The organism is Streptomyces sp. NPDC047971, assembly GCF_040653355.1.
GTDB lineage: Bacteria > Actinomycetota > Actinomycetes > Streptomycetales > Streptomycetaceae > Streptomyces.
On the sequence record NZ_JBEZNW010000023.1, the window covers coordinates 59196 to 82868 of the forward strand.

Below are 23673 nucleotides of genomic sequence, written 5' to 3' on the forward strand. Positions count from 1 at the left end.
ACCTTCCGAAGAACAGCTTTTTTCTCACAGCAGCTCTCACAGCAGCATTTACCTACGGGCAGGAGGGACGGAGCGTTCTCGCTCCGTATGGATGGACGTGAAGCGATACTTCCGTGGGCCGGTCATGTGGATCGTGCTGGCCGTCCTCGCCGTGGTCGTGCTGATGCAGGTCGTCGGCTCGTCCGAGGGCTACAAGACGGTGGACACCAGCAAGGTCGTCCAGGCGATCAATGACAAGCAGGCCAACCAGGTCAAGCTGACGACCGGCGACGAGCAGGTCATCAAGGTCGAGCTCAAGAACGGCGCCGACAAGAACAAGTACGGCGGCAGCACCAAGATCCAGGCCAGCTACATCGGTGACCAGGGTGCCAACCTGACCACCACGCTCCAGGCGCAGGCCGCCTCCGGCGACCTCGACAAGGGCTACACCGTCTCCCCGGAGCGGCAGAGCCCGTTCCTGTCGGTGCTGCTCTCGCTGCTGCCCTTCGTCCTCATCGTGGTCGTCTTCCTGTTCCTGATGAACCAGATGCAGGGCGGCGGCTCCCGAGTCATGAACTTCGGGAAGTCCAAGGCCAAGCTGATCACCAAGGACACCCCGAAGACCACCTTCGCCGACGTGGCGGGCTCCGACGAGGCCGTCGAGGAACTCCACGAGATCAAGGAGTTCCTCCAGGAGCCGGCGAAGTTCCAGGCCGTCGGTGCCAAGATCCCCAAGGGCGTGCTGCTGTACGGCCCGCCCGGAACCGGCAAGACCCTCCTCGCGCGCGCCGTCGCGGGCGAGGCCGGCGTGCCGTTCTACTCGATCTCCGGTTCCGACTTCGTCGAGATGTTCGTCGGTGTCGGTGCCTCCCGGGTCCGCGACCTCTTCGAGCAGGCCAAGGCGAACGCCCCGGCGATCGTCTTCGTCGACGAGATCGACGCCGTCGGCCGACACCGCGGTGCCGGACTCGGCGGTGGCCACGACGAGCGCGAGCAGACGCTCAACCAGCTCCTCGTCGAGATGGACGGCTTCGACGTGAAGGGCGGCGTCATCCTGATCGCCGCCACGAACCGCCCCGACATCCTCGACCCGGCGCTCCTGCGCCCCGGCCGCTTCGACCGGCAGATCGCGGTCGACCGCCCGGACATGCAGGGCCGTCTGGAGATCCTCAAGGTCCACCAGAAGGGCAAGCCGGTCGCCCCGGACGTCGACCTCGGCGCCGTCGCCCGACGCACCCCCGGCTTCACCGGTGCCGATCTCTCCAACGTCCTCAACGAGGCGGCGCTCCTCACCGCCCGCTCGGACAAGAAGCTGATCGACAACCACTCCCTGGACGAGGCGATCGACCGTGTGGTCGCGGGCCCGCAGAAGCGGACCCGGATCATGTCGGACAAGGAGAAGAAGATCACCGCGTACCACGAGGGCGGTCACGCCCTGGTCGCGGCGGCCTCGCCGAACTCCGACCCCGTCCACAAGATCACGATCCTGTCCCGCGGCCGCGCCCTGGGCTACACGATGGTGCTCCCGGACGAGGACAAGTACTCGACCACCCGCAACGAGATGCTCGACCAGCTCGCGTACATGCTGGGCGGGCGCGCGGCCGAGGAGCTCGTCTTCCACGACCCGACCACGGGCGCGGCGAACGACATCGAGAAGGCCACGGCCACCGCACGCGCGATGGTCACGCAGTACGGCATGACCGAGCGGCTCGGCGCGATCAAGTTCGGTGGCGACAACACCGAACCGTTCCTCGGCCGTGAGATGGCGCACCAGCGCGACTACTCGGAAGAGGTCGCCGCGCTGGTCGACGAAGAGGTCAAGAAGCTCATCGAGACCGCGCACAACGAGGCGTGGGAGATCCTCGTCGAGAACCGTGACGTCCTCGACAACCTGGTCCTGCAGCTCCTGGAGAAGGAGACGCTGGGCAAGGAGGAGATCGCCGAGATCTTCGCCCCGATCGTCAAGCGCCCGGCCCGCCCGGCCTGGACCGGCTCCTCCCGCCGCACGCCCTCGACCCGTCCGCCGGTGCTCTCCCCCAAGGAGCTGGCACTGACGAACGGCGCGAACGGCAGCGCGCCGGTGGACACCACGAAGGCGATCGAGGTCGCTCCCGAGGAGGCCCCGGAGGCCTGACCTCCGACCACCCGGAATGGATGCCGCGCCCCCACAGGTTCTAGCCTGTGGGGGCGCGGCACTTTTCGCGCCAAGGCTCAGACGGAACGAGGCACAGATGACCGACCCGGTGACGCTGGACGGCGAGGGCACGATCGGCGAGTTCGACGAGAAGCGCGCCGAGAACGCCGTACGGGAGCTCCTCATCGCCGTCGGCGAGGACCCCGACCGCGAGGGGTTGCTGGAGACCCCTGCGCGCGTTGCACGTGCATATAGGGAACTATTGTCAGGGATGCGTCAGGAGCCTGAGGATGTTCTGACCACGACTTTTGACATCGGGCACGATGAAATGGTCCTCGTGAAGGACATTGAACTCGTAAGCTTCTGTGAACATCATTTGCTCCCATTTCATGGTGTGGCACATGTGGGCTACATCCCGGCCGAGAGCGGGAAGATCACGGGGCTCTCGAAGCTGGCGCGCTTGGTCGACGTCTTCGCTCGGCGTCCACAGGTGCAGGAGCGGCTGACGACGCAGATCGCCGATTCGCTGATGAAGATCCTTGACGCGCGGGGCGCGATCGTCGTGATCGAGGCCGAGCACATGTGCATGTCGCTGCGCGGCATCCGTAAGCCGGGCGCGAAGACGACGACCTCGGCGGTACGTGGGCAACTTCGTGACGCTACTACACGAGCCGAGGCTATGTCCCTGATATTGGCTCGTTAGTGGCGAGCTGTCCGCCTTGCTCCATACCGTCCCCGATCAGTGGAGTTGATCGCTGATCAAGGGGGATCGGTATGGGGTACGGGCTTTCCAGCAAGCAGCTGGTGAATCTGGTCGGCGGCAGCGTCCAGGCGAAGCGCGTGGCGCCCGGCAGCGTGATGTGGACGCTGGACGGCGACCGGACCGTGCAGACCACGGTCGTCGGGGTCACCGCAGTGAAGGCGCGCACGGCTGTCGAGGTGGTCACCGACCACATGGCTTTCGTCAGCAGCCCGGATCTGCTGCTGGCCACGCCGGACGGGTGGACGCACGCCGCGGACGCGGCGGGGACGACGATCGCCTGGACGCATGCACGGAAGCTGTGCCGGGAGCGGCTGACGATCAGGGCGGGCTATGAGTTCGGCTACTTCGTCGGTGCCACGTGCGCCGATGGCACGGTCGGCAAGAACTACGTCTCGCTGGTCGTCAACGAGGAGCACTTCGCGACCCGGTACGCGACCGCGCTGACGGCCTGTACGGGGCTTCCCGCACGCCTCGAGGCGGTGACCCGGCCGTCCGGCTATCTGAAGCGGGATCTGCCGGGCTTCCGTGTGCGGGTGGTCTCCTCGTACCTCTCCGACGCGATGCGGCACTACGTGGGCGGCGATGCCCACCACATGCGGCAGCGCTTTCCGCGGGTGGTGCTGCGGGACATCGACACTTTCAACGGGTTCCTCGATGGATACATCGCCGGTGACGGTTGCCGCATCAAGCGCTGGCCGGCGAACATGATCGCGAGTGCCAACGTCCCATTCCTCGCGGAGCTGGCGCGGCTCATCGGCGCGCGGTTCACCCCTTCGAAGCGCGGACCGGCCTCGCAGCTTGTCGTGAGCGATCGCTGGCAGAGTCGCGGCACCTTCGTCTCCGAGCACCACCCCATCGACCCTCCGGAGTCCTCCTGGATCCAGGTCCACGAAATCCGCCCCCGCCCCGCCCTCGGTACCAAGCCCTTCACGTTCTACAGCTACCGACTCGAACCCCACCCCACCTTCCTCGTGAACGGCCACCTCGTGCGGGAGCCCTGGTAGGCCGGGGTGTCAGTGGGGGTCGTTAGCCTGCGCTCATGATCGAGACGACCGGCGACGACCGCCGATTTCCTGCCGCGTTGGCCGATGTCGCCCGGGCGGAGTTCGACTACGACGAGGGGCAGGGCGTCGACTTCGAGCCGTACGACGCCTTCGACTCCGCCGAGGAGACGACGGACTGGCTGCGGCACTGGACCGGCAACCACGAGCTCGACGGCGGTGACTACCGGGTCTTCGGGCAGGACGGGACCGGTGGGCTCGCCGCGATCTGGTGTGTGCGGGTGGGTCGGCCGCTCACGGAGCAGCCCGTGGTGTTCATGGGCTCGGAGGGTGAGCGGGGCGTCGTGGCCGGGAATCTGTCGGACTTCCTGTGGGTCCTGGCCGACGGCTTCGGGCCGATGGAGGCCGCTCTGTACGCGGAGCGCGAGGCGCGGCCCGATGGGGCGCTGGCCGAGCTGGCGGGGCGGCATGCCGTCACCCCGCGCCGGGCGGGCCGGGACATCGTCATCGAGGCTCAGGCGGAGTTTCCGAGCTTCTCCGACGACATCGACGAGCTCTGCCGCTGAGCCTCACGCGACCGGCGCCGCGCCCTTGCCGTTGTGGTCCTCGTCCTCGGGGAGTTTGCAGACGCGCTCCAGGAAGAGGGCCGCCGCGATCACGGCGATGCCGGCCAGGACGGAGAAGCCGGCGTAGATCGCCTGGTCGCGGCGGGCCGGGATGTCCAGGGAGCCGAGGAGGAAGACGCCCGTGCCGCCGTACATGCCGGCGACCAGGGCGGCGACGAGGGCGCTCGCCTGGCCGAAGACCACCGCGCGGGCCGCCATCAGCGGCTCGACGCCCTTCGCGCCGGGGCGGCGCTCCCGCTGGGCCTTCAGGCGGGCGCGGATGGAGAGGGCCGTCGCGGTCAGGACGACCGCGATGGCGGCGAGCACGATGGGGGCGGCGAGCGGCACGCTCGGCAGGGTGCCCACCGCGTCCCAGAGGCGTGCCGCGCCCCAGGACAGGACTCCGGCGACGACGAACAGTCCGGCGAGAACCTTGAGCCGCAGTTGTTTCACCGGGTGTCCTTCGTGTCGTCGTGGGGGCGATGTTCCACGAGCGTAACGACTACTCGGGCAGACGGAGTTCCAGGTCGGCGCGCGGCACGACGCCCTCGCTGCCGACGGCGGTGAGCAGGTCGGCGACGGAGCCGTGCCCGGCGAGGCTGGCCTCGGGGTCGACGTCGTGCCAGGGGGCGAGGACGAAGGCGCGCTGGTGGGCGCGGGGGTGGGGGAGGGTGAGGACCGGGTCGTCGGAGACCACGTCGGCGTAGGCCACGATGTCGACGTCGATGGTGCGGGCGCCCCAGTGCTCCTCGCGGACGCGGTGGAAGGCTTCCTCGACGGCGTGTGCCCGCTCCAGGAGGGAGCTGGGCGGCAGGGTCGTCTTCACGAGGGCGACCGCGTTGAGGTACGAGGGCTGGGAGCCGGGCTCGACGCCCCAGGGCTCCGTCTCGTAGACGGGGGAGACGGCCTTGACCCGGAGGCCCGGCGTGTCCTCCAGGGCGTCGACGGCCCCCTGGAGCGTCTCCAGGCGGTTGCCGAGGTTGGAGCCCAGGGCGATGACGGCCCACTTGGGGTTGGAGAGCGTCACGTCGGCGGCGTCGACCGCTTCGACGACCGAGGCGGGTACGGGCTGCACGGTGGGGTCGCTGTGCGTGCTTTTCATACTCGGCTCCGGGTGATGGTGATGGTCACGTCGTCGAAGGGGACCGTGATCGGCGCGTCCGGCTTGTGGACGACGACCTCGACCTCCTGGACGCCCGCGTGCTTGAGGCACTGCTGGGCGATGCGCTCGGCGAGCGTCTCGATCAGGTCCACGGGCTCGCCCTGGACGACATCGACGACTTCCTCCGCGACGACGCCGTAGTGCACGGTCTTCGTCAGGTCGTCGTCGGCTGCCGCGGGTCGGGTGTCCAGGCTCAGGACGAGGTCCACGATGAAGGTCTGGCCTTCCTCGCGTTCCTTGGGGAAGACGCCATGGTGTCCTCGGGCCTTGAGGCCGCGCAGCGCGACACGATCCACGCGAATCACTCCTGCTGTCGTAGTTCTTGTGGCCACGCAGCCGGGTGCGGACGGCCGGGTGTCCAGCATCGAATCTACCTGCGAGCACCGACAGCGCTTGCCCATGGGGGGTTGCGGCGACGGCCACAGGGGCTGGGAGCGGCCCCTACCCAGAGCGCTGGATTCCAATCCACCGGGTCACCCGAAAGGACGGTGGAGCCCGTCAGGAGCCGGGTTCCTCGTCCTCCTCGTCGTCCGTTTCGGTGAGGACGGGGGAGCCGTGGTGGGACCAGATGCGCCAGCCGTCGAATGTGCGGCGGAACACATTGGTGGCGACGACGAGCTGGCCCACGAGGGGTCCGAGTTCGGCGCCGTCCTCGGCGGGTCCGCCGCTGAGGATGTTCTCGGTGCAGGTGACGACGGCCACATCGCCGGCGAGGGAGATCTTCACGTCGGTCAGGAAGAACTGGATGTACTCGGTGTTCGCCATGATCAGGGCGTACGAGCGCAGGACCTCGCCGCGTCCGGTGAGGACGGGCCAGCCCGGGTGGACGCAGCTGATCGGGGTGGCGCCGTCGTCGAGCCAGAGTTCGGAGATCTCCTCGAAGTCGCCGCGCTCCATCGCCTCGTAGAAGGCGGTGTTGGCGGCCTCGACCGCTTCTGTGTCGGTCTGGTGGGTCACACGGCTCCTTCGACGGCTCGGGCGACCCGGACGGCGTCGGCGGTGGCCCGGACCTCGTGGACGCGGACGGCCCAGGCGCCCTCGTGGGCGGCGATGGCGGAGACGGCGGCGGTGGCGGCGTCGCGTTCGCGGGCGGGGGGCGGGGTGGCGCCTTCGCGGGTGAGGACGTGGCCGAGGAAGCGCTTGCGGGAGGCGGCGACGAGCAGTGGCCTGCCGAGGGCGCGCAGCTCGGGGAGGTGGGCGACGAGGGCCAGGTCGTGGGGGGCGAGTTTGGCGAAGCCGAGTCCGGGGTCGATGACGATCCGCTCGGGGGCGACCCCGCCTTCGACCACGGCCTCCATGCGGTGGCGCAGTTCGGTGACGACCTCGCCGACGACGTCGTCGTAGACGGCGAGGCTGTTCATGTCCTGGCTGAAGCCGCGCCAGTGCATGACGACGAAGGGGACTTCGGCGGCGGCGACGGCGGGGACCATCCCGGGGTCGGCGAGTCCGCCGCTGACGTCGTTGACGAGGGTGGCGCCGGCCGCGACGGCGGCGTGGGCGACGGAGGCGCGCATGGTGTCGACGGAGACGGTGACGCCTTCGGCGGCGAGGCCGCGGACGACGGGGACGACCCGGCGCAGCTCTTCCTCCTCGTCGACGCGGCTGGCGCCGGGGCGGGTGGATTCGCCGCCGACGTCGATGAGGTCGGCGCCTTCGGCGACGAGGTGGAGCCCGTGTTTGACGGCGGCCGTGGTGTCGAACCAGCGGCCGCCGTCGGAGAAGGAGTCCGGGGTCACGTTCACGACGCCCATGACCGCGCAGCGGTCCCACTCCGGCAGGCCCCGGGCCGTGCCCCGGCCGATCAACGTACTCATATGTCCAGACTAGGGGCTGGCCGCGTCGGGGGTGCCCGGGTCGGGGGCGCGTCCGGGTGGGGTGGCGTGGTCGTCGTGGTCAGGCGGCGCGGATCTCGCGGTCCGGCTGCGGGGCGACGATGTGGGCGCAGGGGCGGGGTTCGGCGGTGGTCCTGCGGCGGGCGAAGGGGCGGGGCAGCGCGAGGTTGACGAAGCCCTCGGCCTGCATGGCGGCGAAGCCGATGCGGGGCAGGTCACGGCTCTTGCGGTACACGACGAAGCGGGGTTCCCAGCGGGGCCGGAACTTCGCGTTGAACTTGTACAGGGACTCGATCTGGAACCAGCGGGAGAGGAAGACGAGCAGGCCGCGCCAGAGGCGGAGGACGGGGCCGGCGCCGATCTTCTCGCCGCGGGCGAGCGCGGAGCGGAACATGGCGAAGTTGAGTGAGACGCGTTCGATGCCGAGGCGCGGGGAGTCCTGGAGGGCGGCGACGATGAGCAGTTCGTTCATGCCGGGGTCGGCGGAGCGGTCGCGGCGCATGAGTTCGAGGGACATGCCGTCGGTGCCCCAGGGCACGAAGTGGATGATCGCCTTGAGGTCGCCGTAGGGGGAGTCGGGGTCGTCCTTGTGGGCGGTGGCTATGACGGCGTCTCCGTCACCGGGGTCGCCGATGCGGCCGAGCGCCATGGAGAAGCCGCGTTCGGTGTCGGTGCCGCGCCAGTCGGCGGCGGCGCGGCGGATGCGGGCCAGTTCGCCGTCGGAGAGGTCACGGACCCGGCGGACCTTGGTGGTGTAGCCGTTCCGTTCGATCCGCTTCACCATCTGGCGCACGTTGCGCATGGCGCGCCCGGCCAGGGAGAAATCCGCGACGTCCACCACCGCCTCGTCGCCGAGTTCGAGGGCGTCGAGGCCGGTCTCGCGGGTCCAGACCTCGCCGCCGGTCTCGGAGCAGCCCATGACGGCGGGGGTCCAGGAGTGGGCCTTGGCCTCGTCCATGAAGCGGTCGATGGCGCCGGGCCAGGCTTCGACGTCGCCGATGGGGTCGCCGCTGGCGAGCATGACGCCGGAGACGACGCGGTAGCAGACGGCGGCCTTGCCGCTGGGGGAGAAGACGACGCCCTTGTCGCGGCGGAGGGCGAAGTGGCCGAGGGAGTCGCGGCGGCCGTGCTTGTCGAGGAGGGCGCGCAGCTTGGTCTCGTCGTCCTCGGTGAGCCGCGCGGCGGGGTGTTCGGGGCGGAAGGCGAGGTAGATGGTGGTGAGGGCGGTGAGCATGCCGAGGGCGCCGAGGGAGTAGCCGACGGTCCAGTCGACGCTGCCGGTGTAGCCGACGGGGCCCTCGAAGCCGAAGAGTCCGTAGAGGACGTGTTCGAGGCGGTCGGTGAGGCCGGGGCTGCCGATGACGCGGCGGGGGTGGGCGCTGACGATGACCAGGCCGAGGGCGATGGATCCGGCGCCCATGAGGACGAAGTTGGCGAGGGCCTTCCAGCGGCTGCGGGGGTCGGGCAGGGCGGCGAACTGGCTCCGGTGGCGCAGCAGCAGGGCGAGCAGCGCGAGGGAGAGCACGGCGCCGAGGATCGAGTGGCGCCAGACGAACTGGGCGGCGGCGCCGAGCGGCAGCAGGACGACGGCCGCGCGCCAGGCGCGGCGCTTGTGGCGCTTGAGGCCGTGGGCGAGGAGCAGGAGCAGGACGCCGGCGCTGAGGGAGAGGGCCGCGGAGAGCGGTCCGAGGGTGCCGGGCAGGACCTCGGCGACGGCGTGCATCCGGCTGGCCCGGAAGCGCGGGAAGACGCCCGCGGCGATGTCGATCAGGCCGACGAGGGTGCAGGCCGTACCGACGAGGGAGGGGACCTTCTCGGGTCGAGGTCCGCGCAGAATCCGGCGTACCCGATCCGGAACCGATCCTGATTTGTCCCCATCTACCGTGACAGACATCGCTTCCCGTGCTTCCCGTGGCTCCGCGAAAGATTGACTTCCGGCGGCCGCGCGGTGGTCAGGGGCGGGCCGGGCCGGAGGTTTTGCGCCCTCTAGGACGGCATCGTGGCGGAGCGGGTTCATTCGGGCACGGGAAATTCTCGGCAAGCAGGATCAGGAAGAGGGCTCGGGGCGTCTCATGGGTCTCACCAGCAACAAGGTTCTGGCGCTGGCCGTCGTCGTGGCGGTGGTGCTGTTCGTGGCCACGGTCTGGCTGTGGCCACGGCTGGCGCGCGGCGGCGTGCGGTCGGTCGTCGGCCGGATCGGACTGCTGCTCGCCACCCAGCTGGCGCTGTTCGCCTCGGTCGGTCTGGCGGCGAACAACTCCTTCCTGTTCTACGGCTCCTGGGCGGACCTCTTCGGGCAGGAGCAGGACCTGGGGGTGGTCGTCGACCACTCGGCCGGGTCCAAGGACATCAAGGTCGTCGGGACGCAGGCGATGGACGTGCCCGGCGGTGGCCGTCCGGAGGTCGGCGGACAGATCCAGAAGATCGTCGTCGCCGGCGAGAAGTCGAAGATCGACTCTCCCGCCTACGTGTATCTGCCGCCGGAGTACTTCCAGAAGGAGTACGCGAAGAGCACCTTTCCCGCCGCGGTGGTGCTGACGGGCTACCCGGGCACGGCCGAGAACCTCCTCAAGGGGCTGAAGTACCCGAAGACGGCCTTCCTCCAGGCCAAGGAGAAGAAGATGCGGCCGATGATCCTGGTGATGCTGCGGCCGACCGTGGCGCCGCCCCGGGACACGGAGTGCGTGGACATCCCCGGTGGGCCGCAGACCGAGACGTTCTTCGCCGAGGACCTGCCGAAGGCGGTCTCGGAGACGTACCGGGTGGGGACGAAGGCGCGGAACTGGGGCTTCATGGGGAACTCGACCGGCGGCTACTGCGCCCTGAAGATCGCGCTGCATCACCCGGACCGGTTCGCGGCGGGCGCCGGTTTCTCGGCGTACTACAAGGCCGCGGAGGACGTGACGACCGGCGATCTCTTCCATGGCGACGACGCGGCGCGCAAGCGGGCCGACCTGCTGTGGAGCCTCGACCACGCGCCGCAGGGGAAGTCGTCGTTCCTGGTGACGACGTCGAAGGAGGGGGAGGGGAACCGCGGGCCGACCCTCGCGTTCGTCAATAAGGTGAAGGCGCCGGCGCGGGTCTCCTCGATCACGCTCGACAGCGGCGGGCACAACTTCAACACGTGGAACCGCGAGATCCCGCCGGGTCTGGTGTGGATGAGCGGTCGGCTCAGCGCGAACTGACCGACGGGCCCGCCGGTCGGGCTCGGCGCGCGCTGACCGAGGAGCCCGCGGCGAGGCTCGGCACGAACTGACCGAGGAGCCCGCGGCCGGGCTCAGCGTGAGCCGACCGGCAGGTCCCCGGCCGCCTCGGTGGCCGCGCGCAGCGCCCGGTGGACGCCCGCCGGGGTGAGGACGCCGGCGAACCGGCCGCCGTCGGCGGGGTCGGTGACGGGGAGCCAGCCGGTGTCGTGCTGGAGAAGCGCGGCCAGCGCCTCCCGCAGGGAGGCGCCGAGGGGGACCGGTTCGGGCGTGGGGCGCGTGCGGCCGGGCTCGTCCGCCGACACCCAGCCGAGCGGCCGGCCGTCGGCGTCGAGGACGACGGACCAGGGCGCGTCGGGCGCGGTGTCGCCGGGCCGCGTGACGGGGGCCTCGTCCAGGGCGGCGGAGTCGACGGGGGTGACCGAGAGCCGCTTGAGGCCGCGGTCGGCGCCGACGAACTCGGCGACGTACGGGGTGGCCGGGGCGCCGAGCACCCGGGCCGGGGTGTCGAGCTGTTCGATCGTGCCCTGTCCGTAGACGGCGATCCGATCGCCGAGGCGGACGGCCTCCTCCAGGTCGTGGGTGACCAGCAGGACGGTCTTGCGGACCTGCGACTGGAGCCGGAGGAACTCGCTCTGCAGCCGCTCGCGGACGACGGGGTCGACCGCGCCGAAGGGCTCGTCCATCAGGAGCACGGGCGGGTCGGCGGCGAGCGCGCGGGCCACACCGACGCGCTGGCGCTGTCCGCCGGAGAGCTGTTCGGGGTAGCGGTCGCCGTACGTCTTCGGGTCGAGGCCGACGAGGTCGAGGAGTTCGGCGGCGCGGGCGCGGGCCCGGGCGCGCGGGGCGCCGAGGAGGTGGGGGACGGTCGCGGTGTTGTCGAGGACCGTTCGGTGCGGGAAGAGCCCGACCTGCTGGATGACGTAGCCGATGCGGCGCCGGAGTCGGACCGGGTCGATCGTGGATATGTCCTCGCCGTCGAGGAGGATGCGCCCCTCGGTCGGCTCGATGAGCCGGTTCACCATCTTCATGGTGGTGGTCTTGCCGCAGCCGGACGGGCCGACGAGCGTGACCAGTTCTCCCTCGGCGACCTCGAAGGAGAGGCTGTCGACGGCCGTCGTTCCGTCCGCGTACCGCTTGGTCACCTGTTCGAACCGGATCATGTCCCCATTCTTACGTCCGGCGGCGGGGTCCGTGTGAAGGGGGTGTTGCCGCATTGTGGCGGTCTTCGGAGATTGTCGGTGGCGGGGGTTAGGGTCGCTGGACATACGTTCGGCAGGGCGGGCGACCGGGGGGAGGACGGATGAGCGCGGCGAACTGTCTGGTGACGAACGACTGGATCTGCGGGGAGTATCTGCGCACGCGCAGCGAGGAGTTGACGAGCGCGCTGCTCCAGCACGTGGGGATCACGGCCGTGTCCGTCCTGATCGGACTCGCCGTCGCCTTCCCCCTGGCGCTGCTGGTGCGGGCCCGTCCCCGCCTCGCCGGGCCGGTCCTCGGTCTGACGACGCTGCTCTACACGATCCCGTCGCTGGCGATGTTCTCGCTGCTGCTCCCGTTCCTCGGGCTCTCCGCCGCGCTCGTGGTGACGGGACTCGTGCTGTATTCGCTGACGATCCTGGTACGGAACATCCTGGCGGGCCTCCAGGCGGTGCCGGCCGAGACGCGAGAGGCCGCGCTCGGCATGGGGTACGGCTCGGGAAGGCTGCTGTGGGAGGTCGAACTGCCGCTCGCGCTCCCGGCCCTGATGGCCGGCGTGCGCATGGCGACGGTCTCCACGATCGCGCTGACCACGGTCGGCTCGATCGTCGGCCGCGGTGGCCTGGGCAATCTCATCGAGGACGCGCTGCCGACCTTCTTCAAGGCGCAGGTGCTCGCCGCCTCCGTGCTGTGCGTGCTCCTGGCGGTCGCCGCGGACCTGCTGCTCCTGGGCGTGCAGCGGCTGCTCACGCCGTGGACCCGCATACGCGCCGTGAGCGGGGGCGAGTGACATGAGGGTGATGGCGGACGCCTGGAGCTGGCTGACGACCGGAGCCAACTGGGCCGGTGACGGCGGGGTGTGGCACCGGCTCGGTGAGCATGTGTACGTGAGCGGGTTGGCGCTGCTGCTCGCCTGCGCCGTCGCGCTGCCGCTGGGACTCGGGCTCGGACACCTCGGCAAGGGCGGCGCGGTCGCCGTCAACGTCTCCAACGCCGGACGGGCGATCCCGGTCTTCGCGGTGCTCGCGCTCTTCATGGTGTCGCCGCTGCGCAACGCGGGGTACGTCCCGACGGTGATCGCGCTGGTGCTCTTCGCGGTGCCCCCGCTGCTCACCAACGCGTACGTGGGGATGCGCGAGGTGGACCGGGCGGTGGTCGAGGCGGCCCGGGGGATGGGGATGTCGGGCGGACAGCTCTTCCTCAGGGTCGAACTGCCCCTCGCCCGCCCGCTGGTCATGACCGGGCTGCGGTCGGCCGCCGTGCAGGTGGTCGCCACGGCGACCATCGCGGCGATGGTCGGCCAGGGCGGTCTCGGCCGGATCATCACCGCCGGGTTCAACACGTACAACACCCCGCAGGTGGTCGCGGGCGCGCTTCTCGTGGCGCTGCTCGCCCTCCTGGTGGAGGCCGTGCTCGTGGGGGCGGACAGGCTGCTCGGCCGCCGGCCGCTGTGACTTCGGAACGACGAATGGAATGGGTGATCTCGTGAGCAGGATCTCGCGCACCGCGGGTGCCGTGCTGGGCGTGGCGGCGCTGACCGCCGGCCTCGCCGCGTGCGGCGGTGACAGCCTGGAGCAGAGCAACGCGCCGTCGACGGGTTCGGGCAAGGGCAAGGGCTCGCTCGTCGTGGGCGCCGCCGCCTTCACCGAGTCCAAGGTGCTCGCCGAACTGTACGCACAGGTGCTGAACGACGCCGGATACTCCGCGAGCGTCACCACGGTGAAGAACCGCGAGCTGTACGAACCCTCGCTGGAGAAGGGCGAGATCGACGTCGTACCCGAATACGCGGCGACCATCGCGGAATTCCTCAATGCCAAGGTGAACGGTCCGAAGGCGCCCGAGGAGAAGCCGGTCGCCTCCGGAGACGCCGTGGCCACGGTGGAGGCGCTGAAGAAGCTCGCGGAGCCGCGCGGACTGAAGGTTCTCGCGGTCGGCGAGGCGGTCGACCAGAACGCCTTCGCGGTCTCGAAGGAATTCGCCGAGAAGAACAAGCTGAAGACGCTTTCGGATCTCGGCGCCGCGAAGCTGAAGGTGAGGATCGCGGCGGGCGACGAATGCGAGATACGGCCCTTCTGCGCGCCGGGTCTGAAGAAGACCTACGGGATCGACGTGACCGGGATCGACCCCAAGGGTGTCGGTACGCCGCAGTCCAAGCAGGCGGTCAAGGACGGCGTGGACCAGTTGGTGCTGACCACCACGACGGACGCGACGATCGACAGCTTCGGTCTGGTCTTCCTGACCGACGACAAGAAGCTGCAGAACGCCGACAATGTGCTGCCCGTCGTCAATGCCGAGGACGCGGGATCGCCGGAGATCGCCGCCGCCCTCGACAAGATCACAAAGGTCCTCACGACGGCCGATCTCGCCGAACTGAACCGCAAGGTGGACGCGGAGCGGGCCAAGCCCGAGGACGTCGCGAAGACCTATCTGGAGTCGAAGGGGCTGGTCAAGAAGTAGGGGCCCGGTAAGGGGAGTCGGCCCGGTCCGGCGGGGGCGCGGGCCCGGCGTCGAGAACGACGGCGAGAAGTGGCCAAGAGATTGCCGGGCCGACACCCCATACAGCGCCTACGCACGGTAAATTTCAGGCCATGCCACGTGGACGCCACCGCCATTCACCTCCTCTGCACAAGCTCCTGCCGCCCTCGGCGGTCGCCGGAGCGTCGGTCGTCTGTGCCGCGGGCGCCTGGCTGCTCGCCGATCCCGTGGCGCTTCGGCTGCTCGTGGCGGCCGCCGCGGCGGCCGCGGTCACCGGCGGTGTGATCATGCGCAGTTGGGACCGGAGCGCCGGCCGGCAGGTCGCCGAGCTGACCCGGGCCCGGACCGCGGACGAGTGGAAGACCGAGGAGCGGATAGCCGAGCTGGAGGCCGACCTCGACGAGTCCCGCGAGCTGCGCGCGAGGCTCGACGCGAAGCTGCGCGCCAAGCGGGTCGAGCTCGCCGGGCTGCGCGGTGAACACGCGGCGCTGCTACGCCGGTACGCCACCGCCGAGACGGAGCGCGCCAGCGCCCTGGAGGGCCGCCGGCAGCTCGCCCTGGAGTCCGCGGCGCCCGCCAAGGAACTCCCGACCGCGGGATCCGCGCCCACCCCGGCCGCGTACCGCCAGGCCGCCGAGGCCCTGCGCAACCTGGCGCGCAACGCCGCCGCCCAGGAGGCCCGGCGTACGGCCGAGGCGGCCCGTAGCCGCGATCTCGCCGAGCGCGCCCGGGAGACGGAGGAGCCGCAGGGGAAGCACGCGGCGGCCGCCGGCGCCGAGCAGCACGCTCGCCCGTCGACCGCCGTGGTTCCCGCCCTCGCCCCCGCCGCCCTGCCCGCCGTCCGGGCCGTCCCGGTCGCGTCCGCGATCGTCCCCCACGCCTCGCGCCGCGCCCCCCGCCCCGAGGGAGGCTTCGACTTCTTCGGCATGCAGAAGGCGGCGGCCGCCATCGAGGCCGTGCAGGACGCCGACCTCGCGGACGTGGTGGGCGAGGAGGTCCTGGCGTCGGTCGCCCGCCGCACCCCGGAACAGCGCGCGATCGGCCAGGTCATCGATCTGACCGCACACGACGAGACCGAACAGATCGACGTCGTCGAGCTCCGCGGGGCCGTCAACTCGTGACGCTCCGGGCGCTCGCCGCGGAGGAAGTGACGTCGCTGCGGGACGAGTTGATCGCCCTGTGCGCGCAGGCGTTCTGCGGTCCGCCCTGGCACGAGCCGCCGCGCGGAGCGCTGCGGACGGTGGAACGGCTGCTCGGCATGGCGTCCGGACCCCAGCCCGGCTTCCGTTTCGTCGCCTCGTTCGACCCGGACGGCGCACTGACCGGGTTCGCCGCGGGCTGGCTCGACAACGCGCTCTCGGGCGAGGACGTGACGTTCGAACTCGCCGAACTCGTCGTCGCCCCCGCCCACCAGGGGAAGCGCCTGGGCCGCGCCCTGCACGACACCCTTCTCGCCCGGGCGCCCGCCCCGGGTCTGCTGATGACGCTCGACGTGCCCGAGCTGCGCGAACGCTACGAGCGGTGGGGCTGGAGCGTGGTGGAGCGGCGGTGGCCGGAGAAGGACCCGAGGGAGTTCGTGGTCATGGGCCGAAAGGACTGACCCGGCCTGCGGCGACCGCCCTACTTGTCGATGTCGCCGACGACGAAGAACAGCGAACCCAGGATCGCCACCATGTCGGCGACCAGCGTCCCCGGCAGCAGCTCGGTCAGCGCCTGGATGTTGTTGAAGGACGCCGAGCGCAGCTTGAGGCGGTACGGCGTCTTCTCGCCCTTGGAGACCAGGTAGTAGCCGTTGATGCCGAGCGGGTTCTCGGTCCAGGCGTACGTGTGGCCCTCCGGCGCCTTGAGCACCTTCGGCAGCCGCTGGTTGATCGGCCCCGGCGGGAGGTCGTCGATCCGGTCGAGGCAGGCGTCGGCGAGGTCCAGGGAGTTGTGGGTCTGCTCCAGGAGGCACTCGAAGCGGGCGAGGCAGTCGCCCTCCTGCCGCGTGACGACCCTCAGCGTGTCCTGAAGCTCCCCGTAGGCGAGGTACGGCTCGTCGCGGCGCAGGTCGAAGTCGACGCCCGAGGCGCGCGCGATGGGCCCGGAGACGCCGTACGCGTGCGCCGTCTCCGCGGTCAGGACGCCGACGCGCCGGGTGCGGCCGCGGAAGATCTCGTTGCCGAGGACCAGCTTGTCGTACACGTCCATCCGCGACCGCACGTCGGCGACGGCGGCGCGGGCCCGGCCGAGCCATCCGGCGGGGAGGTCCTCCTTGAGGCCGCCGACCCGGTTGAACATGTAGTGCATCCGGCCGCCGGAGACCTCCTCCATCACGGCCTGCAGCTCCTCGCGCTCCCGGAACGCGTGGAAGACCGGGGTGATACCGCCCAGTTCGAGGGGGTACGACCCCAGGAACATCAGGTGGTTGAGCACCCGGTTCAGCTCGGCGAGCAGCGTGCGGGTCCACACGGCCCGCTCGGGAACCTCCATGCCGAGCATCCGCTCGACGGCCATGACGACACCGAGCTCGTTGGAGAACGCCGACAGCCAGTCATGGCGGTTGGCGAGCATGATGATCTGCCGGTAGTCGCGCGCCTCGAAGAGCTTCTCCGCGCCGCGGTGCATGTACCCGATGACCGGCTCGGCGTGCTGGATGACCTCGCCGTCGAGGACGAGACGGAGGCGGAGCACACCATGGGTGGAGGGATGCTGCGGCCCGATGTTCAGCACCATGTCGGTGCTCTCCGCCGCGCCGCCGATTCCGACCGTCGTCTCCGTCATGGGCCCAGTATCCCTGCCGGGCCCGTCGGCCCGGGAACCCGTCCACAGGACGGCGGGACCCAGCGCGTGTGCCAGGCGTCGCGGGGCAGGCGGGACGTTCGATACACGCCCTACCGCCCCCGAACCCTCCGCGTCAGCCACAGGAAGTCCCCCAGCCCGCCACGCGCCGTCAGCTCGGCCGCCTCGCCCGCGCCGGCCAGCGCCCGCACGTAGGCGCCCGGATCGCTGGACGCCAGCGAGAGCGGCGGCCGCTCCCCGCGCACCCCGAGCCCCGTCAGCGTCTCCCGCTGCGTCGTCACGTCCCCGCCCCCCACGGCGCACGCGTCCATCGCCACGTGTGCCGTGATGTCGCGGGACCCGTCCGGCACCGCCGCCACCTCCCGCCCCGCCCGGAACCCCGTCAGCGTCCCGAAGGGCGGCCTGGACTCCCGTACGTGCCCGTAGTCCACCGCCACCGCCGTCCCCTCCGCGAGCGCTCCGACCGCCGCCGCCCACGCCTCGTCCCGGGGCCACCCGATCTCCGCCCGCTCGCCGGGCTCCGCGAGCGGCCACCACCGCTCCAGCCACTGCGCGTCCCGGCCCGCCACGACCCTCCCCAGCCGCTCGGCCCCGTCCGCCGCCCGCACCTCGACGTACCGGACCGCACCCGACTCGTCGACGGCCGCGACGTCCACCGGCACGTTGTCGAGCCATTCGTTGGCGAAGAGCAGTCCGCGGAGCCCGTCGGGGACCCGGTCCGTCCACTCCACCCGGGGGTCGAGCCCCGGCGGCCGGTCCGCCCGCTCGACGCCGTACGCCCGTACCGACAGCCCCGCGGGCGCGGCCGCCAGCACGCCCGTCAGCAGTTCGCCCCGCCCCGCGCCGACGTCCACGAACGCGACCTCGTCCGTCCCCAGCTCCTCCGCCACCCCCGCCAGGAGCCGGGCGACGGCCCGGGCGAAGAGCGGCGAGGCATGCACCGACGTGCGGAAGTGGCCTGCCGGGCCCTCGGGGCGCAGGAAGAAACCCCCCGGGCCGTACAGCGCCCGCTCCGTGGCCTCGCGCCACCCCTGCCACTGACACGTCTCATCCGTCACAGGGCACAGTCTCCACCTTGCGGAGTACGGTCCTCCCGTCAAGGATCGACCCCACGGTTGACCCCTGCACCTATCCGCCTTCCCTACGCTGGGTGACGTGCAGCGCCTCTACGACTTCATCCGCAGACACCCGACGGGCGTCGACAGCTTCTGGGCCGTCGTCCTGCTCGGGTTCTCCGTGCTGTGGGTGGGCACCTCCTACCCGGCGGTCGGCAACGCCGCCGCGTACGGCGTGGTCGGCGCGCTGTTCTCCCTCGTCGTCGCGTTGCGCCGGCGCGCGCCCGAGAAGATGCTGCTGCTCGCCGTCGCGCTGGGCCTGGTCCAGCTCGCGTTCGGGCTGCAGCCGTTCTTCGCGGACTTCGCCATGCTGGTGATCATCTACACCGTGGCGGCGCACGACGGACCGCGCTGGGCGTCCCGTCTCGCGCTCGCCGGCGGTCTCAGCGCCGCGACGCTCTCGATGCTGAGATGGCCCGCCGAGACCAGCCCCGGCTCCACGCTGGCGCACGTCTTCTTCACGGTGATCATGACCGTGCCGTTCGCCCTCGCCTGGGTGCTCGGCGACTCCCTGCGCACCCGCCGCGCCTACTTCGCGCAGCTGGAGGAGCGCGCCTCCCGCCTGGAGCAGGAGCGCGAGGCGCAGGCCAAGGTCGCGGTCGCCGCCGAGCGTGCCCGGATCGCCCGTGAACTGCACGACGTCGTCGCGCACAACGTGTCGGTGATGGTGGTCCAGGCCGACGGCGCCGCCTATGTCCTGGACTCCTCCCCGGAGACGGCCAAGCAGGCCCTGGAGACGATCTCCTCCACCGGCCGCCAGGCGCTCGCCGAGATGCGCCGGCTGCTCGGCATCCTGCGCACGGGCGAGCACAAGGAGGCGGGGGAGTACGTGCCCCAGCCCGACGTGGAGCAGATCGAGGAGCTCGTCGAGCAGGTCCGCGGGGCCGGTCTGACCGTCGACTTCCGGATCGAGGGGACGCCACGGCCGCTGCCCAGCGGCGTCGAGCTCACCGCCTACCGGATCGTGCAGGAAGCCCTCACCAACACGCGCAAGCACGGCGGTCCGGACGTCGGGGCCAGCGTCCGCCTGGTCTACTTCGACGACGGCCTCGGGCTGCTCGTCGAGGACGACGGCCGGGGCGCGACGCACGAGATGTACGAGGACGGGGGCGCCGACGGCCGGGGCCACGGCCTGATCGGCATGCGCGAGCGGGTCGGCATGGTCGGCGGCACCCTGGACGCGGGACCGCGTCCGGGCGGCGGCTTCCGCATCAGCGCCCTGCTCCCCCTGAAGCCCGCCCACTGACGACACGAAGGAACCCCACATGTCCATCCGCGTGATGCTCGTCGACGACCAGGTGCTGCTGCGCACCGGCTTCCGCATGGTGCTCGCCGCCCAGCCGGACATGGACGTCGTCGCCGAGGCGGGCGACGGCGTGGAGGCGCTGGAGGTGCTGCGCTCCACGGCCGTGGACGTCGTGCTGATGGACGTACGGATGCCCAAGCTCGACGGTGTCGAGACGACCCGGCGGATCTGCTCGGAGCCCGACGCCCCCAAGGTGCTGATCCTGACCACCTTCGACCTGGACGAGTACGCCTTCTCCGGGCTGAAGGCGGGCGCGAGCGGCTTCATGCTGAAGGACGTGCCGCCGAGCGAGCTGCTCGGCGCGATCCGCTCGGTGCACAGCGGCGACGCGGTCGTGGCCCCGTCGACCACGCGCCGGCTGCTCGACCGTTTCTCGCCGATGCTGCCGTCGTCGGGGAAGGAGCCGCAGCACAAGGAGCTCGACCGGCTGACCGACCGGGAGCGCGAGGTGATGATGCTGGTCGCGCAGGGGCTGTCGAACGGCGAGATCGCCGCCCGGCTGGTGCTCTCGGAGGCGACGGTGAAGACGCACGTCGGCCGGATCCTGACCAAGCTGGACCTGCGCGACCGGGTCCAGGTGGTGGTCCTCGCGTACGAGACGGGCCTGGTGCGGGCGGGCGGCGGGACGGTCTGAACCGTGCCGCTGCTGTGGATCAACGGACCCTTCGGGGGCGGCAAGACGCAGACGGCTCACGAGCTGCTGCGGCGGCTGCCCGGCAGTGTGGTGTGCGATCCGGAGCATGTCGGCTTCGGCCTCCACCGTGCCCTGCCGCCGGCCCTCCGAGGCGACTTCCAGGACCTGCGGGCGTGGCGTCGGGGCGTGTACGACGTCCTGGACCTGGCTCTGCGGGAGCACACGGCCGGTCCGGTGATCGTGCCGATGACGCTGGTGGAGCCCGCGTACTTCGAGGAGGTCGTCGGCCGGCTGCGCGCGGCGCACGGCGCCGACCGGGTGCACCACGTGGCGCTGCTCGCGCGGCGCGAGACGGTGCTGAAGCGGCTGACGGAGCGGGGGCTCGGGCGCGGACTGAAGCGGGAGAGCTTCGCGGTGGGCAGGCTGGACGGCTGCCTGGAGCGGCTGAACGGACCCGAGTTCGCGCACCACATCCGTACGGACCGGCTGACCGTCCCGCAGGTCGCGGACGAGGTGGCGCGCACGGCGGGGCTGCGGCTCGCGCCGAACACGGACGGGCCGCTGCGGCACCGGCTGCGCCGACTGCGGGTCGGGCTCGCCCACATCCGCTTCGACTGAGTCCGCTTCGGCCGAGGGCGGGCGGGTCCGCGCGGGTCGGGCACGCCACCGCCCTCGGGCCGAGGGCGCCTCACCGCCCTAGCGCAGGACCGCTTCGAGGAAGTCGCTGCCCAGGCGGGCGACGACGCTCACGTCCAGCTGGTGCAGGACGTAGCGGCCACGGCGCTGGGTGGTGAGCAGCCCGGCCTTCTTCAGGACGGCGAGGTGGCGCGAGACCTCCGGCGCGGTGATGCCGTACGCGTCGGCCAGCTCGCTCGTCGTGTAGGAGGCCCGGGCGAGGTTGCGGCACATCCGCATCCGCATCGGGTGGGCGACGGCCTCCAGACGGAGCTTGACCGTCTCCACGGGGGCGGTGCCGGCGAGCTCGCGGGTGGAGACGGGGTACTGGATCACCGGCTGCCAGCCCCGTGCGTGCAGGGCGATCAGGTGGGGCGAGCCGAAGGCGGTCGGCACGAGGGTGAGCGCCGAGCCCTGGGTGTGCGTACGGCCGTGGACCAGCTTGTCGATGACGATCCGGGAACCGTGGGCGTCCACTTCGAGGCTCATCGCGCCGGAGACCGCGGTGACGGCGTCGGCGAGGCCCTTGCGGTGCAGGAGGTCGGTCTTGTGCCGGGCGTCGGCGGCGAGCTGCACCCGGACCCGGCGCCAGGTGTCGGCGAAGAACGCGTCGTCGCAGTCCTCCAGGAGCCGGCGGATCCACGCGCGCGTGCCGGTGGGATCGGCGAGCATCCGCTCCACGAACGCGTACTGGCGCGGGCCGCGCGCCGCCGCCAGGTCGAGGGCGCGGCGCCGGGAGTGCGCGTCGACGAGCGGCGAGGGCAGTCCGTCGGCGTACTGCGTGCTGCAGGAGATCTCCAGCGCCGCCCCCACGTAGGTCTCGTCGTCCATCCGGTCGAGGTCGTCGAGCTCCTCCGCGAGCGTCTCGCGCGGCTGTGCGGGCAGCAGGAAGTCGGACCGGGTGGACCGCCACATGAAGTCGGCCTCGTGCAGCCGGTCGGCGAGCTCGGGCTTGAGCGCGGCGGCCGTGGTCGTGGCCCAGCCGTGCAGCCCCGCGTGGTGCGCCGGCTCGGACAGCGCGTGCAGCGCGGCGCCGAGTTCGGCCAGCGGTGAGGGGCAGAAGGAGATGCGCTCGTGCGGCAGTCCGGTGATGTCGATGGTCAGGCTCACCCCCCTATGGTGCGGGTCGGGCCGGGCACCGCGCCGCCCGTTTGACGGTGGCCGTCAATCGGCGCGACCGCGCACCCCGCCCGGCGCATGGTGAAGGCATGAACGCACTCCACCAGTACCTTCTCGACAGCTACCGGGCCGAGCAGCGCGGCGAGCGGATGCCCCCCGTGCCCGGGACGCACGACATCGAGACCCTCCGCGCGGTCCGCGACGCCCGCCGCTTCGAGGCCGTCGTCGCCGGGCGCCCCGCCCGAGGGCGGCTGCGCGCGGCGCTCGCCCGGTGGCTGCATCCCCGGGCGCGGGCGTGCTGAGACGGGAGCCGTGCGGGGGCCCGGTTTCCCCGCGGGCGCGCCGAGGCGGGGCCGGTTTTCCCCGCGGCGCGAGCGGGGGGTGTCCGCCCTTCCCGCGAGCCGGGTCCGCCCTTCCCGCGCGCGCCGAGGCGGGCCGCCGGCTCCCCGGGGGGCTCACGCCAGGCGCGACAGGAACTCCCGCACCGCCTCCCGGACGTCGTCCTCCGTCCAGCCCAGACCGGGCTCGGCCACGGTCACCTCCGTCACCGCCACCCCCGGCGGTCCCCCCGCGCCCGGACCGCGCCACCGGCGGAAGAGGACCGTGTCCGTCTCCTCCGCCTGCGCCACCGACGCGGCCGTCAGCGCCTCGGGGTCGTACGGGAGCCACACCTGGAACTGATGGGTGTGCGGGGTCGCGGGGTGGATCCGGAACCACGGCACGGCCGCCTCCTCGAAGCCTGTCCGCAGCCCCTCGGCCACCACGCGCGCGTGCGCCACGTACGAGGGCAGTCGCGGGAGTTCCACGGCGAGCCCCCGCAGCGCCGACACCGCGGCCGGGAACTGCTGGAAGAGCAGCCCTCCGTACCGGTGACGCCACACCCGGGCCTCCTCCATCACCTCCTCGGGGCCCGCCAGCGCCGCCCCCGACAGACCGCCCAGGGACTTGTAGAAGGACACGTACACGCTGTCCGCGAGCCCCGCGATCTCCCGCAGGTCCCGGCCGAAGTGAGGGGCGCACTCCCACAGCCGCGCGCCGTCGACGTGCACCACCGCTTCACGTTCGCGCGCGGCCTCCACCACGGCCACCAGCTCCTCCCAGGAGGGCAGCACGAACCCCGCGTCCCGCAGCGGGAGCTCCAGCATCAGCGTCCCGAACGGCTCCGGATGGTTCCGTACCTCCTCGGCCGTCGGCAGCCGCGGCTCGTCCGTCGGATGAACGGTGCGCAGCCCGCTCACCACACCCAGCGCGCCGCCCTCGTGGACCTCCGGGTGCGCCAGCGGATGCAGGGCCACGACGGGGCTGCCGGTCCGTCCCGACCAGCAGCGCAGCGCCACCTGCTGGGCCATCGTCCCGGTCGGGAAGAACACCGCCGCCGGGAGGCCGAGCGCGTCGGCGACCCGGCGCTCGACCTCCTCGACGAGACCGTCGCCGTACACATCGAGCCGGCCCCCGTCGTCCTCGCTCTCGGCCGCCCAGTCGGCGAGCTGCCGCAGACGTTCCCCGACCGTGCCCTCCACCGGCGAGTGCCACAGCCTCCGCCGGGCCGCGCCCCACGCCTTCGCCTGGATCAGCCGCGCTTCCGTTTCGTCCATGGGCCGATCATCACACCACCACCCACACCCTGTGGACAGCCACGGAGGAGCGCGAAACGCTGGCGTAGCATGACCAGAAATCGTCCGGTACCCC

The 23673-nt window shown here is 71.5% G+C and carries 25 protein-coding genes; 14 read left to right on the forward strand and 11 right to left on the reverse strand.

Going from position 1 to position 23673, the window contains the following annotated elements; genetic code table 11:
• The first annotated feature begins 91 nt into the window (after positions 1-91).
• The 4 genes from ftsH to AB0D99_RS21870 all read left to right on the forward strand — a co-directional run bounded on the left by ftsH (position 92) and on the right by AB0D99_RS21870 (position 4443).
• Complete coding sequence (ftsH, locus tag AB0D99_RS21855; protein ID WP_362364493.1) at positions 92-2113, forward strand: ATP-dependent zinc metalloprotease FtsH; 2022 nt, start codon at positions 92-94, stop codon at positions 2111-2113.
• A gap of 97 nt (positions 2114-2210) precedes the next feature.
• Positions 2211-2816, forward strand: coding sequence for a GTP cyclohydrolase I FolE (folE, locus tag AB0D99_RS21860; RefSeq protein ID WP_362364495.1), 606 nt, complete (start codon positions 2211-2213; stop codon positions 2814-2816).
• Positions 2817-2887: 71 nt separating this feature from the next.
• Positions 2888-3880 (forward strand): hypothetical protein, encoded by a 993-nt coding sequence (locus tag AB0D99_RS21865; RefSeq protein WP_362364497.1) that lies wholly within the window; start codon positions 2888-2890, stop codon positions 3878-3880.
• 35 nt (positions 3881-3915) lie between these two features.
• Positions 3916-4443: an SMI1/KNR4 family protein gene (locus AB0D99_RS21870; RefSeq protein ID WP_362364500.1), complete on the forward strand. Its 528-nt coding sequence runs from the start codon at positions 3916-3918 to the stop codon at positions 4441-4443.
• A 3-nt stretch (positions 4444-4446) separates the two neighbouring features.
• Here AB0D99_RS21870 and AB0D99_RS21875 read toward each other — a convergent pair whose 3' ends face one another.
• The 6 genes from AB0D99_RS21875 to AB0D99_RS21900 all read right to left on the reverse strand — a co-directional run bounded on the left by AB0D99_RS21875 (position 4447) and on the right by AB0D99_RS21900 (position 9370).
• Positions 4447-4935, reverse strand: a complete 489-nt coding sequence (locus AB0D99_RS21875) for a DUF3180 domain-containing protein (protein WP_362364503.1) — start codon at positions 4933-4935, stop codon at positions 4447-4449.
• 49 nt (positions 4936-4984) lie between these two features.
• Positions 4985-5584 carry a 2-amino-4-hydroxy-6-hydroxymethyldihydropteridine diphosphokinase gene (gene folK, locus AB0D99_RS21880; protein WP_362364506.1) on the reverse strand — a complete coding sequence of 200 codons (600 nt, stop codon included), beginning with the start codon at positions 5582-5584 and terminating at the stop codon, positions 4985-4987.
• Positions 5581-5940 carry a dihydroneopterin aldolase gene (folB, locus tag AB0D99_RS21885; RefSeq protein WP_362364509.1) on the reverse strand — a complete coding sequence of 120 codons (360 nt, stop codon included), beginning with the start codon at positions 5938-5940 and terminating at the stop codon, positions 5581-5583. The genes folK and folB overlap by 4 nt, the downstream gene beginning before the upstream one ends.
• 202 nt (positions 5941-6142) lie before the next feature.
• Complete coding sequence (locus AB0D99_RS21890; RefSeq protein WP_362364512.1) at positions 6143-6601, reverse strand: nuclear transport factor 2 family protein; 459 nt, start codon at positions 6599-6601, stop codon at positions 6143-6145.
• Positions 6598-7458, reverse strand: a complete 861-nt coding sequence (folP, locus tag AB0D99_RS21895; protein WP_362364515.1) for a dihydropteroate synthase — start codon at positions 7456-7458, stop codon at positions 6598-6600. Before folP ends, AB0D99_RS21890 begins: the two co-directional genes overlap by 4 nt.
• Before the next feature lie 79 nt (positions 7459-7537).
• Positions 7538-9370, reverse strand: coding sequence for a phosphatidylglycerol lysyltransferase domain-containing protein (locus tag AB0D99_RS21900; protein WP_362364518.1), 1833 nt, complete (start codon positions 9368-9370; stop codon positions 7538-7540).
• Positions 9371-9548: 178 nt separating this feature from the next.
• Here AB0D99_RS21900 and AB0D99_RS21905 point away from each other — a divergent pair, with 178 nt between their 5' ends.
• Positions 9549-10661, forward strand: coding sequence for an alpha/beta hydrolase-fold protein (locus AB0D99_RS21905; RefSeq protein ID WP_362364521.1), 1113 nt, complete (start codon positions 9549-9551; stop codon positions 10659-10661).
• 92 nt (positions 10662-10753) lie between these two features.
• Here AB0D99_RS21905 and AB0D99_RS21910 read toward each other — a convergent pair whose 3' ends face one another.
• A complete protein-coding gene (locus tag AB0D99_RS21910; RefSeq protein ID WP_362364524.1) occupies positions 10754-11842 on the reverse strand; it encodes an ATP-binding cassette domain-containing protein in 1089 nt (362 codons plus the stop codon).
• A gap of 140 nt (positions 11843-11982) precedes the next feature.
• On the opposite strand from AB0D99_RS21910, the gene AB0D99_RS21915 reads away from it, so the two are divergent.
• From AB0D99_RS21915 to AB0D99_RS21935, 5 genes are all read left to right on the forward strand, one after another.
• Positions 11983-12669: an ABC transporter permease gene (locus AB0D99_RS21915; RefSeq protein ID WP_362364527.1), complete on the forward strand. Its 687-nt coding sequence runs from the start codon at positions 11983-11985 to the stop codon at positions 12667-12669.
• Between the two features lies 1 nt (position 12670).
• Positions 12671-13333: an ABC transporter permease gene (locus tag AB0D99_RS21920; protein WP_362364530.1), complete on the forward strand. Its 663-nt coding sequence runs from the start codon at positions 12671-12673 to the stop codon at positions 13331-13333.
• 31 nt (positions 13334-13364) lie between these two features.
• The gene (locus tag AB0D99_RS21925) at positions 13365-14336 is read left to right on the forward strand and encodes an ABC transporter substrate-binding protein (RefSeq protein ID WP_362364533.1); all 972 of its coding nucleotides are present in this window, start codon (positions 13365-13367) and stop codon (positions 14334-14336) included.
• Between the two features lie 131 nt (positions 14337-14467).
• On the forward strand, positions 14468-15475 hold the full coding sequence (locus AB0D99_RS21930) for a hypothetical protein (protein ID WP_362364536.1): 1008 nt from the start codon (positions 14468-14470) through the stop codon (positions 15473-15475).
• Complete coding sequence (locus tag AB0D99_RS21935) at positions 15472-15954, forward strand: GNAT family N-acetyltransferase (RefSeq protein ID WP_362364539.1); 483 nt, start codon at positions 15472-15474, stop codon at positions 15952-15954. Before AB0D99_RS21930 ends, AB0D99_RS21935 begins: the two co-directional genes overlap by 4 nt.
• A gap of 20 nt (positions 15955-15974) precedes the next feature.
• On the opposite strand, the gene AB0D99_RS21940 is transcribed toward AB0D99_RS21935, so the two are convergent.
• Positions 15975-17117: an NADH-quinone oxidoreductase subunit D gene (locus AB0D99_RS21940; protein WP_362364542.1), complete on the reverse strand. Its 1143-nt coding sequence runs from the start codon at positions 17115-17117 to the stop codon at positions 15975-15977.
• A 110-nt stretch (positions 17118-17227) separates the two neighbouring features.
• Entirely contained in the window at positions 17228-18193 is a 966-nt protein-coding gene (locus AB0D99_RS21945; protein WP_362364544.1) for an SAM-dependent methyltransferase, read from the reverse strand.
• A 97-nt stretch (positions 18194-18290) separates the two neighbouring features.
• Here AB0D99_RS21945 and AB0D99_RS21950 point away from each other — a divergent pair, with 97 nt between their 5' ends.
• Genes AB0D99_RS21950 through AB0D99_RS21960 form a run of 3 tightly spaced genes read left to right on the forward strand, consistent with a single transcriptional unit; the run spans position 18291 to position 20808 of the window.
• Positions 18291-19496: a sensor histidine kinase gene (locus AB0D99_RS21950; protein WP_362364547.1), complete on the forward strand. Its 1206-nt coding sequence runs from the start codon at positions 18291-18293 to the stop codon at positions 19494-19496.
• A 19-nt stretch (positions 19497-19515) separates the two neighbouring features.
• Complete coding sequence (locus AB0D99_RS21955) at positions 19516-20190, forward strand: response regulator transcription factor (protein WP_362364550.1); 675 nt, start codon at positions 19516-19518, stop codon at positions 20188-20190.
• A gap of 3 nt (positions 20191-20193) precedes the next feature.
• Positions 20194-20808: an AAA family ATPase gene (locus AB0D99_RS21960; protein ID WP_362364553.1), complete on the forward strand. Its 615-nt coding sequence runs from the start codon at positions 20194-20196 to the stop codon at positions 20806-20808.
• A gap of 78 nt (positions 20809-20886) precedes the next feature.
• Here AB0D99_RS21960 and AB0D99_RS21965 read toward each other — a convergent pair whose 3' ends face one another.
• A complete protein-coding gene (locus AB0D99_RS21965) occupies positions 20887-21975 on the reverse strand; it encodes a DUF5937 family protein (protein WP_362364556.1) in 1089 nt (362 codons plus the stop codon).
• Positions 21976-22073: 98 nt separating this feature from the next.
• On the opposite strand from AB0D99_RS21965, the gene AB0D99_RS21970 reads away from it, so the two are divergent.
• Positions 22074-22286, forward strand: a complete 213-nt coding sequence (locus tag AB0D99_RS21970) for a hypothetical protein (RefSeq protein ID WP_362364559.1) — start codon at positions 22074-22076, stop codon at positions 22284-22286.
• Between the two features lie 153 nt (positions 22287-22439).
• Here the strand turns inward: AB0D99_RS21970 and AB0D99_RS21975 are convergent, their stop codons facing one another.
• Positions 22440-23579 (reverse strand): beta-eliminating lyase-related protein, encoded by a 1140-nt coding sequence (locus AB0D99_RS21975; protein WP_362364562.1) that lies wholly within the window; start codon positions 23577-23579, stop codon positions 22440-22442.
• Positions 23580-23673: the final 94 nt, after the last annotated feature.

Coding starts and splice junctions, on each gene's coding strand:
- ftsH (WP_362364493.1), top strand. CDS start 92: ATGGACGTGAAGCGATACTTCCGTGGGCCGGTCATGTGGATCGTGCTG.
- folE (WP_362364495.1), top strand. CDS start 2,211: ATGACCGACCCGGTGACGCTGGACGGCGAGGGCACGATCGGCGAGTTC.
- AB0D99_RS21865 (WP_362364497.1), top strand. CDS start 2,888: ATGGGGTACGGGCTTTCCAGCAAGCAGCTGGTGAATCTGGTCGGCGGC.
- AB0D99_RS21870 (WP_362364500.1), top strand. CDS start 3,916: ATGATCGAGACGACCGGCGACGACCGCCGATTTCCTGCCGCGTTGGCC.
- folK (WP_362364506.1), bottom strand. CDS start 5,584: ATGAAAAGCACGCACAGCGACCCCACCGTGCAGCCCGTACCCGCCTCG.
- folP (WP_362364515.1), bottom strand. CDS start 7,458: ATGAGTACGTTGATCGGCCGGGGCACGGCCCGGGGCCTGCCGGAGTGG.
- AB0D99_RS21900 (WP_362364518.1), bottom strand. CDS start 9,370: ATGTCTGTCACGGTAGATGGGGACAAATCAGGATCGGTTCCGGATCGG.
- AB0D99_RS21905 (WP_362364521.1), top strand. CDS start 9,549: ATGGGTCTCACCAGCAACAAGGTTCTGGCGCTGGCCGTCGTCGTGGCG.
- AB0D99_RS21910 (WP_362364524.1), bottom strand. CDS start 11,842: ATGATCCGGTTCGAACAGGTGACCAAGCGGTACGCGGACGGAACGACG.
- AB0D99_RS21915 (WP_362364527.1), top strand. CDS start 11,983: ATGAGCGCGGCGAACTGTCTGGTGACGAACGACTGGATCTGCGGGGAG.
- AB0D99_RS21920 (WP_362364530.1), top strand. CDS start 12,671: ATGAGGGTGATGGCGGACGCCTGGAGCTGGCTGACGACCGGAGCCAAC.
- AB0D99_RS21930 (WP_362364536.1), top strand. CDS start 14,468: ATGCCACGTGGACGCCACCGCCATTCACCTCCTCTGCACAAGCTCCTG.
- AB0D99_RS21940 (WP_362364542.1), bottom strand. CDS start 17,117: ATGACGGAGACGACGGTCGGAATCGGCGGCGCGGCGGAGAGCACCGAC.
- AB0D99_RS21955 (WP_362364550.1), top strand. CDS start 19,516: ATGTCCATCCGCGTGATGCTCGTCGACGACCAGGTGCTGCTGCGCACC.
- AB0D99_RS21970 (WP_362364559.1), top strand. CDS start 22,074: ATGAACGCACTCCACCAGTACCTTCTCGACAGCTACCGGGCCGAGCAG.
- AB0D99_RS21975 (WP_362364562.1), bottom strand. CDS start 23,579: ATGGACGAAACGGAAGCGCGGCTGATCCAGGCGAAGGCGTGGGGCGCG.